Genomic DNA, 14,270 nt, shown 5'->3' with positions numbered 1-14,270 from the left:
ACAGGCACCACCGCGGGCGCGGCGGCGAACCGGGGATCAGGCCTCGGCGGACTCGTCGCCCTCGGCGGCAGCGCCCTCGGGGGCCTCCTCGACCTGGGCGGCCAGGACCTGGAGCACGACAGCGTCGTCCTCGACGGCCAGGGAGACGCCCTTGGGCAGCTTGATGTCCTTGGCGTGGATGGAGGCACCGGCCTCCAGGCCCTCGACGGAGACCGTCACGGACTCGGGGATGTGGGTGGCCTCGGCCTCGACCGGCAGCGCGTTCAGCACGTGCTCGAGCAGGTTGCCGCCCGGCGCCAGCTCGCCCTCGGTGAGGACCGGGATCTCGACGGTGACCGTCTCGCCACGCTTGACCAGCAGCAGGTCGACGTGCTCCAGGAAGCCCTTCAGCGGGTCGCGCTGCACGGCCTTCGGGATCGCCAGCTCGTTGGTCTTGCCGTCGATGTCCAGGGCGATCAGGACGTTCGGCGTACGCAGCGCCAGCGACAGCTCGTGGCCCGGCAGGCTGACGTGCAGCGGCTCGGAACCGTGGCCGTAGAGCACACCGGGAACCTTGTTGTCACGGCGGATGCGACGGGCGGCACCCTTGCCGAACTCGGTGCGGGACTCAGCGGCGAGCTTGACCTCGGACATACGGATCACTCCTCGTACAGGTTGATGCGGACGGGTCACCCGGCCACGAACGGCCTGCTACGAAGAGCGCGTCGATAACGGACAACCGGCACCCGTGGAACACACGAGCGCGGCCTCCCTCGCCGAGCAACTTCGGCAGTCTACTCGGCAAGGGAGGCCGCACCCAAAAGGATCTTCCGCCGCCCGCCTCAACGGGCCCGCAGAAACCTCACTGCTCGTCGAAGAGGCTCGTCACCGAACCGTCCTCGAACACCTCACGCACCGCGCTGGCGATCGTCCCGGCGATCGACAGCACCGTGATCTTGTCCAGGTCCGCCGCCAGCTCACCCGGCGTCGGCAGCGTGTCGGTGAACACGAACTCGCTCACCCGCGAGTTCTTCAGCCGGTCCGCCGCCGGACCCGACAGCACACCGTGCGTCGCCGTCACGATGACGTCCTCGGCCCCGTGCGCGAACAGCGCGTCCGCAGCGGCGCAGATCGTGCCACCCGTGTCGATCATGTCGTCGACCAGGACACACACCCGGCCCTCGACCTCACCCACGACCTCATGGACCGTGACCTGGTTCGCCACGTCCTTGTCCCGGCGCTTGTGCACGATCGCCAGCGGCGCACCGAGACGGTCGCACCAGCGGTCGGCCACCCGCACCCGGCCCGCGTCCGGGGACACCACGGTCAGCTTCTCCCGGTCCACCTTCGTGCGCACGTAGTCCGCCAGCAGCGGCAGCGCGAACAGGTGGTCCACCGGACCGTCGAAGAAGCCCTGGATCTGGTCCGTGTGCAGATCCACGGTCAGGATGCGGTCCGCACCCGCCGTCTTCATCAGATCCGCGATCAGCCGCGCCGAGATCGGCTCACGGCCCCGGTGCTTCTTGTCCTGACGGGCGTACCCGTAGAACGGCACGATCACCGTGATCGAACGCGCCGACGCCCGCTTCAGGGCGTCGATCATGATCAGCTGCTCCATGATCCACTTGTTGATCGGAGCCGTGTGGCTCTGGATCAAAAAGCAGTCCGCGCCGCGCGCCGACTCCTGGTAGCGCACATAGATCTCACCATTGGCGAAGTCGAAAGCCTTCGTCGGGACGACCCCGACACCCAGCTTGTGGGCGACCTCCTCGGCAAGCTCGGGGTGGGCGCGGCCGGAGAAGAACATCATCTTCTTCTCGCCGGTCGTCTTGATCCCGGTCACAGCACTGTCTCCTCAGAGGTTCTCAGCCAGCCGTCAGCCGGGCGACCTCTCGACGGGGCATGAGAGGGCCGAATCAGCTGGTAGGGGTGCGGTTGTGCACTTATCACGGTACGCCGTGTTTGACGCACTCGTGTCCGACGGGCCTTCGCTCAGCCCTCGTCCACGCCCGGCCGGGACGCCGCCTCCGCCGCCTTCGCGGCCGTGCTCCCCGGACGCTTACGAGCCACCCAGCCCTCGATATTCCGCTGCTGGCCACGGGCCACGGCCAGCGAACCGGGCGGCACATCCTTCGTGATCACGGACCCCGCACCGGTGTACGCGCCGTCCCCGACCGTGACGGGAGCCACAAACATGTTGTCCGAACCGGTCTTGCAATGCGACCCCACCGTGGTGTGGTGCTTGCTCTCACCGTCGTAGTTCACGAACACACTCGCCGCGCCGATGTTGGTGAAGTCACCGATCGTCGCGTCCCCCACGTACGACAGATGCGGAACCTTCGTCCCCTCACCGATCGACGCGTTCTTCGTCTCCACGTACGTACCGATCTTCGCCTTCACCCCCAGCCGCGTACCGGGACGCAGATACGCGTACGGACCCACCGTCGCGCCCTCGCCGACCACCGCGCCGTCCGACACCGTGTTGTCCAGCCGGGCGCCCTCGCCCACCACCGTGTCGTGCAGACGGCTGTTCGGGCCGACCTCCGCGCCCTCGGCCAGCCGCGTCGCACCGGTCAGCTGCGTACCCGGATGCACCACCACGTCACGCCCGAAGCCGACCGTCACGTCCACCCACGTCGTCGCCGGGTCCACCACGGTCACACCGGCCAGCATCGCGGCCGTCAGCAGACGGTCGTTCAGCGTCCGGCGAGCCTCCGCCAGCTGCACCCGGTTGTTGATCCCGGCGATCTCCCGGTGGTCACCGGCCACCGACGCGCCGACCCGGTGCCCGGCCGCCCGCAGGATGCCCAGCACATCGGTCAGATACTCCTCGCCCTGGCTGTTGTCCGTACGCACCTGCTTCAGCGCCTGGGCCAGCAGCCGGCCGTCGAACGCGAACACACCGCTGTTGATCTCGCGGATCGCCCGCTGCTCGTCGGTGGCGTCCTTGTGCTCCACGATCGCGGTCACCGCGCCGTTCGCGCCGTCCCGCACGATCCGGCCGTAACCGGTCGCGTCCGGGACCTCGGCGGTCAGCACGGTCACCGCGTTGCCGTCGGTGTCGTGGGTGGCGGTGAGGCGGGCGAGGGTGTCCGCGGTCAGCAGGGGGGTGTCGCCGCAGACCACCACGACGGTGCCGTCCACGGGGCCGCCCAGCTCCTCCAGCCCCATCCGCACCGCGTGCCCGGTGCCGTTCTGCCGCTCCTGCACGGCCGTGCGGACCCCGGGGTCGATCTCGGCGAGGTGCGCGGCGACCTGCTCACGGGCGTGGCCGACGACGACGACCAGCTCGGCGGGGTCCAGTTCACGGGAGGCGGCCAGTACATGACCGACCAGGGAACGGCCGCAGATCCGGTGCAGGACCTTCGGTGTGGCCGACTTCATACGGGTGCCCTCACCCGCTGCGAGAACGACGACGGCTGCCGGGCGAATGGCGCTCACGGGGTTGCCTTTCGGCTCTGGGAGAAGGTGGTGACTGCCCGCAGAATACCGGGGCGGTTTCTGGCGGACATGAGACTGGGTCCCGACAGTACTGTCAGGACCCAGAAGGGCAGCTCCGCCGCTAGGACTCGAACCTAGACCGAACACCTCCAAAGGGTGCCGTGCTGCCAATTACACTACGGCGGATCACTGCGTCAGACCTTACCGGAGGGCGGCGGCATCGTAAGTCCCGAGACCGCATCGACCATGCCGGTCCACCATCCTTCGATGCGACGGTACAGATCGGCACCCTGAAGGACATTGATCACCAGACAACCCCGGTAGTTCTCGCCCACGTTCTTGCGGACGGTCCTCGGGTTGTGCTTCTTGATGGTCGTCGGCTGGAACGCTGATGTGTCGACGCCGACCAAGCCGGCCCAGTAGCGCTGTGCGCCCTCGACGTCGGCGGTCATGTGGATCATGACTCGGTACCGCAGACGCTCGCGCTCCACCCCGAGCAGATCGAGCCAGGCGACGAACACCCGGATCACTCCCGGGTCGCTGTTGACGAACTGCACGTTCTCGCGCCTGGCGTACGGCTTGTCCTTGGACCCTTCGGCCCAGTACAGGGCCACACCGGTCATGAACAGCTCGCGGGGGGTCATCGCGCCGATCTCCTCGGCGGCGGTCTTGGTCCTGCGGCGCTGGTCGTCGCGGATCGCCAGCTCGTGATCCCACCTCTTCCGTGCGGCCAGCGTCGCCTGCTCGGTCGGGTTCCGGCGCTCGGGCTTCGGCAGGTCCCGCACCCACAACGACACCGAACTGCGTGAGCAGCCCAGTGCCGCTTCGATCTGGTCGTAGGTCCAGCCCTGGCGGCGGAGTTCTCGGGCCTGTTCTCGGAGGTCGTCCTTGGCGTTCGGGCGTCTTGTCCATTCCGGGGCGGGCTCGCCCCGGACCAGGCGGTTGAGGAGGTCGTTGTTGTGGATCTTCAGGTGGTTCCGGATCTGGCGGAGGCTCAGGCCCTGGCGGCGGAGGGCGATCGCCTGTTCGCGGAGTTGTTCGAAGTTCGCGTACTTACTGGTTTTGCCCGGTGAATGTGCCATTTGAATATCGTCCGGGCGGAATGTGGGCTTCCGGGGGGCAGGCGGTGGAGTTCAGTAGTTCGAGTGACCCCGCCGGGTTTCGGGGCCGGACGGGTAGGCGAAAGTCACCGGAAAAGCCGCCCTGGGCGCCCGTAGGCTGGAGGGCATGACCACGACGGGGGAAGACCACACCAGGGCGCCGACCGGCCCGTGGTGGTGGGAGAGACGGCGCGGTGCGGTGCTGGACGTCGGCCTCGCGCTGGCGTCCGCGGTGGAGTGCGGCGCGGAGGGAATCCCGTTCGCGCGGGACGCGGGTGTGCCGCTGTGGCTGGGCATCATGTTCGGGCTGCTCGCGGGCTCGGTACTGCTGGTGCGCCGGAAGTGGCCGGTCGCGGTGGTGCTGGTGGCGATCGCGGTGACGCCCGCCCAGATGGGTTTCCTGATGGGCATCGTCGGCCTGTACACGCTGGCGGCGTGCGAGCTGCCGCGCCGGGTGATCGTGGCGCTGGCGGGCATGTCGCTGGTGGGCACGATGATCGTGACGTTCGTCCGGGTGCGCCAGGACATGGCGCGCGGCGATCTGACGCTGGGCGACTGGTTCGTGCCGTTCGCCGCGGTGACCACGTCGCTGGGCCTGACGGCGCCCCCGCTGCTGCTCGGGCTGTACGTGGGTGCGCGGCGCCGGCTGATGGAGAGCCTGCGGGAGCGGGCGGACAGTCTGGAGAGGGAGCTCCAGCTGCTCGCGGAGCGGGCCGAGGAGCGTGCGGAGTGGGCGCGGAACGAGGAGCGCACGCGGATCGCGCGGGAGATGCACGACGTGGTGGCGCACCGGGTGAGTCTGATGGTGGTGCACGCGGCGGCGTTGCAGGCGGTGGCACGCAAGGACCCGGAGAAGGCGGTGCGGAACGCGGCGCTGGTGGGGGACATGGGCCGGCAGGCGCTCACCGAGCTGCGGGAGATGCTCGGGGTGCTGCGGTCGGGGGACGGGGTGCGGCGGCGTGTGCAGCCGGTGCCGGTGCCGTTGGCGGCGGTGGGTGTCGCGGCGGCGGAGGCGGCGTCGAAGGCGGCGGCCGAGGTGGTCGTGGTGGACGGGCCGTGGTTGTCGGAGCTGGAGGAGCTGGTGGGGCAGTCGGCGGCGGCCGGGATGGTGGTGGCGCTGTCGGTGGAGGGTGAGCTGCGGTCGTATCCGGCGGAGGTGGAGCAGACGGCGTACCGGGTGGTGCAGGAGGCGTTGACGAACGTCCACAAGCATGCGGCGGGTGCGAAGACGTATGTGCGGCTCGCCCATCGGTCGGCGGAGATCGCGATGCAGGTGGAGAACGATTCGCCGCCGGAGCCGGGGTCGGCGTCGGCGGGGTTGCCGTCGGGTGGCAATGGTCTGGTGGGGATGCGGGAGCGGGTCGTGTCGCTGGGGGGTGTGTTCGTGTCGGGGCCGACGGATGCGGGGGGTTTCCGGGTGTCGGCGGTGATTCCGGCGGCCTAGGGCCGCGTTTTCCGGTGGCCGCTTCTGGCGGTTTCGCGGCGCAATCCTCGGTAGGTGCTGAATCCACCCATTGGATGAACGTGCCTGTTCGGCGGCATGCGGGGGGCTTCTGAGACGCAGTGTGTCGGTGTGTCCCGAGGGGATCGGGGCGAGTCGACGAGAGGGTCTGGGGAGTCATGCGTACTGAGGCCATCGACCGGGTGACGCTGGTGTTCTCGCTGTTCGACGCGAATGGCAACGGTCATCTGGACCCGGAGGACTTCGAGCTGATGGCGGCCCGTGTGACGGAGGCGGCCGAGGGTTCGGGCGAGGGTGCGCGGGCGCGGATGTCGGCGGCGTTCCAGCGGTACTGGGAGACGCTGGAGGCGGAGCTGGACGCGGACGGGGACGGGGTGATCACGCTGGAGGAGTACCGGGCGTGTGTGCTGGCGCCGGAGCGGTTCGCGGGGACGGTGCGGGAGTTCGCGGAGGCGCTGGCGGCGCTGGGTGATCCGGACGGGGACGGGGTGATCGGGCGTCCGTTGTTCACGGCGTTGATGCGGGCGATCGGTTTCGCGGGTCCGAACATCGACGCGCTGTTCGACGCGTTCGGTCCGGACGAGGGGGACCGGATCGCGGTGGCGACGTGGGTCGGGGGGATCGAGGACTTCTACGCGCCGGACAAGGCGGGGATTCCGGGTGACCACCTGGTGGGCGCGGCGGGCTGAGGCGGGGCGGTTCGGGGAGAGGGGCGGCCGGGGTGACGGTTGTGGGGCTCGCCGTGGGGCGGGGTACGGGCGCTGAGGTGGCCGGTGTCTTCGAGCGGGTGCTGGGGCAGCTGGCGGGGGCGTTCGGGGTGCCGGTGCGGGTGGAGCGTGCGGAGCGGGTCTATCACTCGTATGTGTCGCTGCGGGGTGAGGCGCCGGAGCGGATCGCGGCGCTGACGGCACAGGACGCGGCGCATTACGAGGGGTTCTGCCGGGGGCTGGCGGGCCGGGGGGTCTCGGCGGTGTTCCGTACGGCGATCAACGCGCAGTCGTTGTATCTGGTGCGGCAGCGGTTGCGTGCGGTGAAGGTGGACGGGCTGGGGGGTCCGCCGGGTGGGGTGGCGCCGGAGTTGTTGCTGGTCCGGGATCAGGCGCAGGGGTTCTACACGGGGGAGAACCGGCATGGGCCGGGCCGGGTGGTGCGGACGATGGAGTTCACCGAGGAGATCACGAACGAGGTGATCGACTGCGCGCTGGGGCGGGCGCGGCTGTTGTGGCCGGGGGGCGGGGCGGCGCGGGTGGTGATGGCGTACAAGTTCCATCTGCTGGACGGGGCGCTGGACGACTGGGTGCGGGGGGCGGCGGCGCGTCATGGGGTGGAGATCCGGTTGTGCCAGCCGGACACGGTGAACCGGGATCTGATCGCGCATGGTCTGCCGCCCAGGACGGTGGTGGTGGCGGGGAACGAGTGGGCGGACATCATGCATGTGGTGCTGCTGGACCGGTTCGGGGGTGAGCGGCAGGAGAGCCGGTTCACGGAGAACGTGCACTTGCGGCCGGATGTGGCGGGGCTGGTGGAGTTCCAGACGGTGCATGGTTCGGCGGACGATCTCGAGGGGCGGGACGCGGTCAATCCGGTGGCGGCGATCCGGGCGGCGGCGGCCGTGGCGGAGCGGCATGTGGGGTGTCCGGGGGCGGTGGCGGCGGTGGAGGGGGCGCTCGCGGGGCTGGCGGACCGGGGGGTGTGCACGGCCGATGTGGGTGGGTCCGCGTCGACCGGTGAGGTGGTGGCCGGGGTGCTGGCGGGGCTGGGGGTGCCGGGGCCGGGGGCGGGTGCTGGGGCGGACGCGCTGGTGGCGGGGGCGTGAGGGTGGCGGGCGGCGGTGTGGTGCTGGTGGTGGTCGATCTGCAGAACGACTTCTGCGACGCGTCGGCCGCCGCCCGTCATGGCGGTGATCCTCAGGTGCTGGCGCGTGCGGCGGGGGCCGCGGCCGAGGTGGTGGGGGCGGCGCGGGAGGCCGGGGTGGAGGTGGTCTTCGTCCGGTTCCTGGGGGATGTGGAGCATCAGGGGCGGAGCTGGCGGCGGCGGGACCGGGTGCGGGGCAAGCGGGCGAAGTGCCTGACGGGGAGCCGGGGCGCGGAGTTCCACGGGGTGGTGCCGGCCGCGGGGGAGGCGGTGTTCACCAAGTACGCGTGTTTCGACGCGTTCCTGGCGGAGGGGTTCGAGCGGCATCTGCGGGACCGGGGGGTGGTGCGGCTGGTGTTCGCGGGGGTGTTCGCCGATGTGTGTGTGGATTCGACGGCTCGGACGGCGTTCCAGAAGGGGTTCGAGGTGACGGTGCTCACGGACTGCACGACGCCGTTGCATCTGCCGGAGCCGATGGTGTGGTCGTTCATGCGGCGGGTGTACGGGGCCCGTCTGACGACGCGTGCGGACCCGGAGCTGTGGGCCGCGTATCCCCCGACCGAGGAGGAATCATCGCAGCCGTCGGTACGGCGGACCGGCCCGGTGCCGGTGACTTCGGAGTGGACGCGGGAGTAGGGGTGACCGCGCTGCTGGTCGCGGCGGCGCGGGCGATCGAGGCGCGCCGTCCGGACGCGCTGGCGCGTGATCCGTGGGCGGAGTGTTTCGTGCGCGCGGCGCCGGTGTCGGCCGGGTGGCCGGTGTGTCCGGAGCAGGTGCCGCGTGGGGAGGCCGATCCGGTGTGGGGCCGGCTGGGCCGGTATTTCGGGCTGCGGACGCGGGTGCTGGACGATGCGCTGCGGTCGGCGGCGCGGGCGGGGACGCGGCAGTTCGTGCTGCTGGGGGCGGGGCTGGACACGCGGGCGTTCCGTCTTGACTGGCCGTCGGGCAGCACGGTGTGGGAGGTGGACCGGCCCGGTGTGCTGGGCTTCAAGGAGCGGGTGCTGGCGGGTGCGGGTGCGGTGCCGTCGGCCGGGCGGGTGCCGGTGCCGGTGGATCTGCGGGGGGACTGGGCGGCGGCGCTGCTCGGCGCCGGTCTTGAGCCCGGGCTGCCGACGGCGTGGCTGGCGGAGGGGCTGTTGCTCTATCTCCCGGCCGATGCCGAGCGCCGGCTGATCGCCGTGGTGGACGAGTTGAGCGCGGCGGGCAGCATGCTGGGCTACGAGGTGAAGCTGCTCAAGGAGGCTCGCGCGGTGCGGGACAGCCCGGTGTACGCGGAGGCGCGGGAGCGGCTGGGGGTGGATCTGCTGGCCCTGTTCGACGGCGATCCGCGTCCGGACTCGGCGGCGGATCTGGCGGGCCGGGGCTGGCGGACCGAGGTGGGTACGCCGTACGACCATGCCCGCAGGTACGGCCGGGGGCCGCGGCCGGAGCCGGACGACGCGCTGGCCGCCAACCGCTGGGTGTGCGCGGTGAAGGGGGCGGCGGGGGTCAGCCGGCGGTGAGGCGGACGGGCTGGGTTCCGGCGATGAGCGCGGTCAGCGCGTGGTCGATGCCGGGGCCGAGGTACCAGTCGCCGGTGTGGTCGAGGGTGTAGACGCGGCCCTGGGTGTCGATGGCGAGGAGGGCGGCGGTGTCGGTCTCCTCGCCCAGCGGGCTGAGTTCGGTGCCCAGCGCGCGGCCGAGGTCGCCGAGGGTGCGGGCCAGGTGCAGGCCCTGGAGCGGGTCGAGGTGGAGGACCGCCGGGGCGATCTGGCGTCCGGTGCCGGTGGGGGTGACGTGCAGTCCGCCGAACTCGGCCCAGGCTTCGACGGCGGCGGGGAAGACGGCGTGCCGGTGTCCGGCGGGGGAGAGGTGTTCGCGCAGGGTGTCGGCCCAGATCTCGGCCTGCTTTATGTCCCAGCGGCCGGGGTGCCAGCCCGCGGTGCGCAGCGCGTTGTCGACGGCGCCGGGGAAGCGGGGTGCGGTGCCACCCGGCCCGTGGGGTGCGGCGAGCCTGGGGGAGGAGGTGCGGTCGGGGTGCATCTGCCCTATCGATCGTCGTGCTGGTGAGCTGGTACGGGGGCCCGGCGGGGCGGGGTCAGTCGCCGGTGGTGGCCGGGTCGACGACGCGGACGCCGAAGTGGGCGCTGAGGGCGGCGCAGGCGCGGCAGGGGGTGGCGAAGCTGCCGTGCAGCGGGTCGCCGTCCTCGCGTATGCGGCGGGCGGTGAGCTTGGCGTGCTTCAGCGACTTGCGGGCCTCGCCGTTGGTCATGGGCCGGCGGGCGGAGCGCCTGCTGCGGGTGGCGTCGGCGGCGGTGAGGTGCCGGGAGATGAGGATCGTCTCGGCGCACCGGCCGGTGAAGCGGTCGCGCTGGCCGCTGGTGAGGGTGTCGAGGAAGTCCTGCACGAGGTGGTGCAGGGGGGCGGGCTGGTCGCCGCGGGCGGCGGTGCCGGTGAGGGTGGCGCCGCGTACGGAGAGGGCTGCTGCGACGGCGGGCAGGATGCCGTCGCGGCGGTGCAGCAGGGCGGGGGCGGGAGCCTCGTTGGTGTCGCTCCAGCCGATACGAGGGTCGCCGGCCCGCACGTCGGTACCTCCTGTCGGCATGGTGTTCATGATCGTCTTCCCTCCCCTGGGCCCGCGCCCGAGGGACACAGAGTGCCAAATGCCGTGGCCACTGCGGAAGCTGGGGCGGTGCGACACGCCAGGGCGGGGTTCACCCGTCACGTGTGGTGACGGCTGGTCACACAAGTGACGGGCTTTCGGTGGGGTGTTCGAGGGGGTCGGGGGTGGCGGGGGTGGAGGACCGGGGTCCGGTGGGCCGGTGACCGGTGTGCGCGTACCGCATAGGCTGTCGGCACCGCGCCGGGGCGCGGCCTTTAGGCGTCGGTGACGTTGAAGACAGTCGGATACGGGTCGGGGCGTACCGGAGAGGGTGCGGTGCCCGGCTCGTACAGAGTGCCGCAGGGGGCAACCGCCATGACGACAGGTCGGCTCGGGCAGGAAGCCGCGCCGCCGAACGCGGCCTATGCCGGGCAGGTCGTGCACTTCCCGGACCCGGTCCGGGCGGCCCGCCATCCGCGCGGTGTGCGGATCGACGAGCACGGTCATCCCGACTTCGCGCCGTACGCGCGCGCGGCGGCCGAGATCGCGGAGCCCCCGGAGGGGTTCGGCGTCGACGAACTGCGGCTGACGGACTACGTGTCGGCCAACGCGGTGCTGGCGGCGTCGGGGCACGAGCTGTGGGACACGGTGCCCGAGGTGGCGACGCCGCACGGCTGGACGTGGCACCACGTGGCGGGCTCGCGACGGCTGGAGCTGGTCCCGGTCGAGGTGAAGGCGCTGCTGCGGCATCACGGCGGGGTGGCGACGGCGGTGGTGGACCACGCCAAGCGCGGCACCCGCCCGCTGAACGAGACGCGTCCGGCGCACTTCGCGCTCCCCAAGTCGGGGATCGCGGTGACGGAGTCGCAGGTGCAGGGCGTCGAGGAGGACCTCGGCTACCGGCTGCCCGGCGCCTACCGCTCGTTCCTGAAGGCGGCGGGCGGCTGCGCGCCGGTGGGCGCCGCGCTCGACGCCGAGCTGGGCCTGCTGCTGGACCAGCCGTTCTTCACGGTCCGGGACGAGGCCGCGGTCAACGACCTGGTGTACGTGAACAAGTGCCTGCGCGACCATCTCACCAAGGACTACCTGGGCGTCGCGTTCGTCCAGGGCGGTCTGGTCGCGGTGAAGGTGAAGGGCGAGCGGGCCGGCTCGGTGTGGTTCTGCGCGTACGACGACGTGCGGGACGTGGACCCGTCGTGGTCGGCGGCGGAGCGCGTGGAGCGGCTGCTGCTGCCCTGCGGCGACGACTTCGACGCGTTCCTGTCCCGGCTGGCCGGTGATCCGCCGGAGCTGGACACGGTGGCGAGTCTGATGGTGGACGGCGGCTTCGCGCGCGCCGTCCCGGTGTCTCCGGCGTCCTCGGCGTCGGCGGGGGAGTGAGGTCCGGGTCATGGTGACGTTTGCGCGCGCGCAGGAGCGCGGCGAGGAGTGGATCAACGGGGACGTCCCGGCGTACCAGCACCGTGAGGTGCGGGTACGGGAGTTCGACCTCGGGTTCGTGGTGTGGGGCGAGGACCGTGCCGACGGCCCGCGTTCCGACGCGGGCGGCCAGCGGCTGGTCATCGCGCGGGACAGCGGCGAGGCCACGCTGTGGCCCGCGCTGCCGGTGGGCGAGGTCATCCGCCGGTACGAGGAGCTGTACGGCCGTCCCGACGACGTCGAGGACGCGGCACCGGTGCCGCCCGCCGCGCGGGTGGACCTGAACCAGACGTCGTTCCTGCTGAGTCCTCCGGAGTGGTTGCAGGAGGCGGCGGACAAGCTGGGTATCCCGGACCGTAGGTCGGGGTCGGGGTCGGACCAGGGTTCGCCTTCGGTGCCGGCTCAGGGTTCCCCCGCAGGGCTCGCCCAGACGCAGGCCGGCCTGCCCGCCGCCGCTCCGGACAGCGGGGCCGCCTGGCCCGCCGCCAAGGGCGAGGCGGAGGAGAACCGCGACGGGGACACCCCGTGGGCCGGTACGGACACCAACGCCGAGGGTGGCGAGGACCGTTCGGTGCCGCTGCCCGCGACGGTGTTCGCGCCGCCGCTGAACGACGGCACCCCGCGTCCGCCCGCCGCCGCGCCGGACGCGAAGACGGCACTGATGTCGGGCGGCAGCCAGCTCCCGCCCACCGCGGTCGCCCCCGCGGTGGACGACGCCGGCACACCGGCCCCGGCCCAGGGACCCGGTACTCCTCCCGCTCCGGCGCGGCCGCTGCCGCCGCACGCCGGGGACATCGCCGACGCCGCGACCAGCAAGGCCGCGCCGCCGCCCCGCAAGCGTGGCCCCGGTCTGCCCCCGCACCCGCCGGGCGCCCCCGGAGCACCGGGCGCGCACCCGGGCGGCGAGGGCTACGTACCGACGCAGCTGGTCTCCTCGCTCGGCCCCGAGAACCCCTCCGGGCCTGGCGGGACGCCGCAGCCGCCGGCCGCTCCGGGCACCCCGGCCCCGCCCCGGCCCGCCGGAGCGCCCGGTGCCGTGCATCACGCGGAGACCGTGCTGTCCCCGCCCTCGCCCGGCGGTCCCGGCGTCCCCCCGCCGCCGTCCGCCCCCGGCACGCCCCCCGCGCCCGGCACCCAGCCGACGGCGGGGATGCCGCCCGTACCCGGCATGCCGCAGGCCCCCCCGCCCGCGCCGCAGCCGATGCCGCACGCGGGGCCGCCGCCGCAGGGCGCGCCCATGCCCCCGCCCGGTGCCATGCCGCCTCCGGGAGCGATGCCGCCGGTGGCCGGTGCCATGCCGCCGCCCGGCGCGATGCCGCCCCCGGCCGCGCCGATGCCGGGACAGCCCGCCGCGTACGGGTATCCGCAGCCGGGGCAGCCCATGGTGGGACCCGGTTACCAGGCGGTGCTGCGCTACCGCGCGCAGGACGGCTCGGAGCAGCAGCTGATCCGGCGTTCGGCGCCGGGCACCCCGCACCCGGAGTGGCAGATCTTCCACGAGCTGCGCGCGATGAACGTGCCGCCGGACCAGGTGCTGGAGCTGCACACCGAGCTGGAGTCCTGTGAGCTGCCGGGCGCGTACTGCGCGCGGATGATCCGGGAGCAGTGGCCGCAGGCGCGGATCGCGTCCATCGCGCCGTACGGCACGGACCACGCGAGCCGGCAGGAGGGCATGCAGGAACTGCTGGCCCATCAGGGCGAGCTGCACCAGGTCGCGGACGGTCCCGCGCGGCCCGCGCCGGTGCGGGCGCCGCTGCCGCCGGTGCCGCCCGCGCCGCCGATCCCGCCGGAGGGCGTCGCGCAGGAGCTGGCGGCGGTGTTCGGTCCTGGCGTGTACCGGTTCGAACAGCAGGCGGTGGCCCGGCAGGGCGTGCCGCCGGTCGTGGCGCACACCCTGGTGGTGGCCGGACTGCCGCTGGACATGGGCCCGTTCTTCTGGGCGCAGGCCCAGCCGGGCCGTCCGGTGCCGACGCTGGCGGAGCTGGCGGCCGAGCGCGGGGTGGCCCCGGCCTCGGACGCGGGGTCGTACCTCGTGATGGGCACGGACTTCGGCAAGGCGATCTGTGTGCAGTACGGGACGGCGAACATCGTGGCCGTGCCGGTGGAGAGCGGGCCGGGCGGTGCTCCGGTGCCGCCGCAGTTCGTGAACTCCGGGCTGCCCGAGTTCGCCCGCTGTCTGGGGCTGCTGGGCCGGATGTGGCGGCTGCGCTACGGCCTGAACCAGGAGCAGGCGGCCCGCTGGACCGTCGACTTCCAGGCCCAGCTGGCGGCCCTGGACCCGGCCGCGCTGGCGTCGCCGGAGAGCTGGTGGTCGGTGCTGCTGGAGCAGATGTGGGACGGGCTGCTTTAGCGAGCGCGTCCGCTGAAACGTGGGGCCCTTCACCGGTTCGGGTGAAGGGCCCCACGGCGTTTCCTGCCCGCTTCTGACCCGGTG

The 14,270-nt window shown here is 72.4% G+C and carries 13 protein-coding genes and 1 tRNA gene; 7 read left to right on the top strand and 7 right to left on the bottom strand.

What is annotated here, in order from left to right; all coding sequences use genetic code 11:
• Nucleotides 1-36: 36 nt before the first annotated feature.
• The 5 genes from ACIGA3_RS20835 to ACIGA3_RS20815 form a co-directional block, all read right to left on the bottom strand.
• A complete protein-coding gene (locus ACIGA3_RS20835) occupies nucleotides 37-633 on the bottom strand; it encodes a 50S ribosomal protein L25/general stress protein Ctc (RefSeq protein WP_399717679.1) in 597 nt (198 codons plus the stop codon).
• A gap of 208 nt (nucleotides 634-841) precedes the next feature.
• Nucleotides 842-1,822, bottom strand: coding sequence for a ribose-phosphate diphosphokinase (locus tag ACIGA3_RS20830; RefSeq protein WP_399717676.1), 981 nt, complete (start codon nucleotides 1,820-1,822; stop codon nucleotides 842-844).
• A gap of 149 nt (nucleotides 1,823-1,971) precedes the next feature.
• A complete protein-coding gene (gene glmU / locus ACIGA3_RS20825; protein WP_399717673.1) occupies nucleotides 1,972-3,420 on the bottom strand; it encodes a bifunctional UDP-N-acetylglucosamine diphosphorylase/glucosamine-1-phosphate N-acetyltransferase GlmU in 1,449 nt (482 codons plus the stop codon).
• Nucleotides 3,421-3,533: 113 nt separating this feature from the next.
• A tRNA-Gln gene (locus tag ACIGA3_RS20820) sits at nucleotides 3,534-3,606 on the bottom strand.
• 8 nt (nucleotides 3,607-3,614) lie between these two features.
• The gene (locus ACIGA3_RS20815) at nucleotides 3,615-4,502 is read right to left on the bottom strand and encodes a hypothetical protein (RefSeq protein ID WP_399717670.1); all 888 of its coding nucleotides are present in this window, start codon (nucleotides 4,500-4,502) and stop codon (nucleotides 3,615-3,617) included.
• A gap of 145 nt (nucleotides 4,503-4,647) precedes the next feature.
• Between ACIGA3_RS20815 and ACIGA3_RS20810 the strand changes: the two genes are divergently transcribed.
• The 5 genes from ACIGA3_RS20810 to ACIGA3_RS20790 all read left to right on the top strand — a co-directional run bounded on the left by ACIGA3_RS20810 (nucleotide 4,648) and on the right by ACIGA3_RS20790 (nucleotide 9,338).
• Nucleotides 4,648-5,964, top strand: a complete 1,317-nt coding sequence (locus tag ACIGA3_RS20810; protein ID WP_399717668.1) for a sensor histidine kinase — start codon at nucleotides 4,648-4,650, stop codon at nucleotides 5,962-5,964.
• A gap of 176 nt (nucleotides 5,965-6,140) precedes the next feature.
• Complete coding sequence (locus ACIGA3_RS20805) at nucleotides 6,141-6,671, top strand: EF-hand domain-containing protein (protein ID WP_399717665.1); 531 nt, start codon at nucleotides 6,141-6,143, stop codon at nucleotides 6,669-6,671.
• A gap of 32 nt (nucleotides 6,672-6,703) precedes the next feature.
• Entirely contained in the window at nucleotides 6,704-7,798 is a 1,095-nt protein-coding gene (locus ACIGA3_RS20800; protein WP_399717662.1) for an isocitrate/isopropylmalate family dehydrogenase, read from the top strand.
• A gap of 2 nt (nucleotides 7,799-7,800) precedes the next feature.
• Nucleotides 7,801-8,472 carry a cysteine hydrolase family protein gene (locus ACIGA3_RS20795; RefSeq protein ID WP_399718509.1) on the top strand — a complete coding sequence of 224 codons (672 nt, stop codon included), beginning with the start codon at nucleotides 7,801-7,803 and terminating at the stop codon, nucleotides 8,470-8,472.
• A gap of 2 nt (nucleotides 8,473-8,474) precedes the next feature.
• A complete protein-coding gene (locus ACIGA3_RS20790) occupies nucleotides 8,475-9,338 on the top strand; it encodes an SAM-dependent methyltransferase (protein ID WP_399717660.1) in 864 nt (287 codons plus the stop codon).
• On the opposite strand, the gene ACIGA3_RS20785 is transcribed toward ACIGA3_RS20790, so the two are convergent.
• Together ACIGA3_RS20785 and ACIGA3_RS20780 are read right to left on the bottom strand one after the other, a co-directional pair.
• The gene (locus tag ACIGA3_RS20785) at nucleotides 9,325-9,858 is read right to left on the bottom strand and encodes an SUKH-3 domain-containing protein (RefSeq protein WP_399717657.1); all 534 of its coding nucleotides are present in this window, start codon (nucleotides 9,856-9,858) and stop codon (nucleotides 9,325-9,327) included. The two genes, ACIGA3_RS20790 and ACIGA3_RS20785, sit on opposite strands and share 14 nt — an antisense overlap.
• A gap of 55 nt (nucleotides 9,859-9,913) precedes the next feature.
• Nucleotides 9,914-10,429: a YwqJ-related putative deaminase gene (locus ACIGA3_RS20780; protein ID WP_399717655.1), complete on the bottom strand. Its 516-nt coding sequence runs from the start codon at nucleotides 10,427-10,429 to the stop codon at nucleotides 9,914-9,916.
• A gap of 363 nt (nucleotides 10,430-10,792) precedes the next feature.
• On the opposite strand from ACIGA3_RS20780, the gene ACIGA3_RS20775 reads away from it, so the two are divergent.
• Both ACIGA3_RS20775 and ACIGA3_RS20770 read left to right on the top strand, forming a co-directional pair.
• Nucleotides 10,793-11,797: an SMI1/KNR4 family protein gene (locus ACIGA3_RS20775; protein WP_399717653.1), complete on the top strand. Its 1,005-nt coding sequence runs from the start codon at nucleotides 10,793-10,795 to the stop codon at nucleotides 11,795-11,797.
• 10 nt (nucleotides 11,798-11,807) lie between these two features.
• Nucleotides 11,808-14,186 carry an SUKH-4 family immunity protein gene (locus ACIGA3_RS20770; protein WP_399717650.1) on the top strand — a complete coding sequence of 793 codons (2,379 nt, stop codon included), beginning with the start codon at nucleotides 11,808-11,810 and terminating at the stop codon, nucleotides 14,184-14,186.
• Nucleotides 14,187-14,270 lie beyond the last annotated feature (84 nt).

Origin of the sequence: Streptomyces sp. NPDC085596 (assembly GCF_044541565.1) — a bacterium.
Classification (GTDB): domain Bacteria; phylum Actinomycetota; class Actinomycetes; order Streptomycetales; family Streptomycetaceae; genus Streptomyces.
The sequence above is the reverse complement of the archived record's forward strand: the minus strand, read 5'-3'. Positions and strand labels throughout refer to the sequence as shown.

Excerpts from the sequence above, each read along its gene's own strand:
- ACIGA3_RS20835 (WP_399717679.1), bottom strand. The coding sequence starts at position 633 with ATGTCCGAGGTCAAGCTCGCCGCTGAGTCCCGCACCGAGTTCGGCAAG.
- ACIGA3_RS20815 (WP_399717670.1), bottom strand. The coding sequence starts at position 4,502 with ATGGCACATTCACCGGGCAAAACCAGTAAGTACGCGAACTTCGAACAA.
- ACIGA3_RS20810 (WP_399717668.1), top strand. The coding sequence starts at position 4,648 with ATGACCACGACGGGGGAAGACCACACCAGGGCGCCGACCGGCCCGTGG.
- ACIGA3_RS20805 (WP_399717665.1), top strand. The coding sequence starts at position 6,141 with ATGCGTACTGAGGCCATCGACCGGGTGACGCTGGTGTTCTCGCTGTTC.
- ACIGA3_RS20785 (WP_399717657.1), bottom strand. The coding sequence starts at position 9,858 with ATGCACCCCGACCGCACCTCCTCCCCCAGGCTCGCCGCACCCCACGGG.
- ACIGA3_RS20780 (WP_399717655.1), bottom strand. The coding sequence starts at position 10,429 with ATGAACACCATGCCGACAGGAGGTACCGACGTGCGGGCCGGCGACCCT.
- ACIGA3_RS20775 (WP_399717653.1), top strand. The coding sequence starts at position 10,793 with ATGACGACAGGTCGGCTCGGGCAGGAAGCCGCGCCGCCGAACGCGGCC.
- ACIGA3_RS20770 (WP_399717650.1), top strand. The coding sequence starts at position 11,808 with ATGGTGACGTTTGCGCGCGCGCAGGAGCGCGGCGAGGAGTGGATCAAC.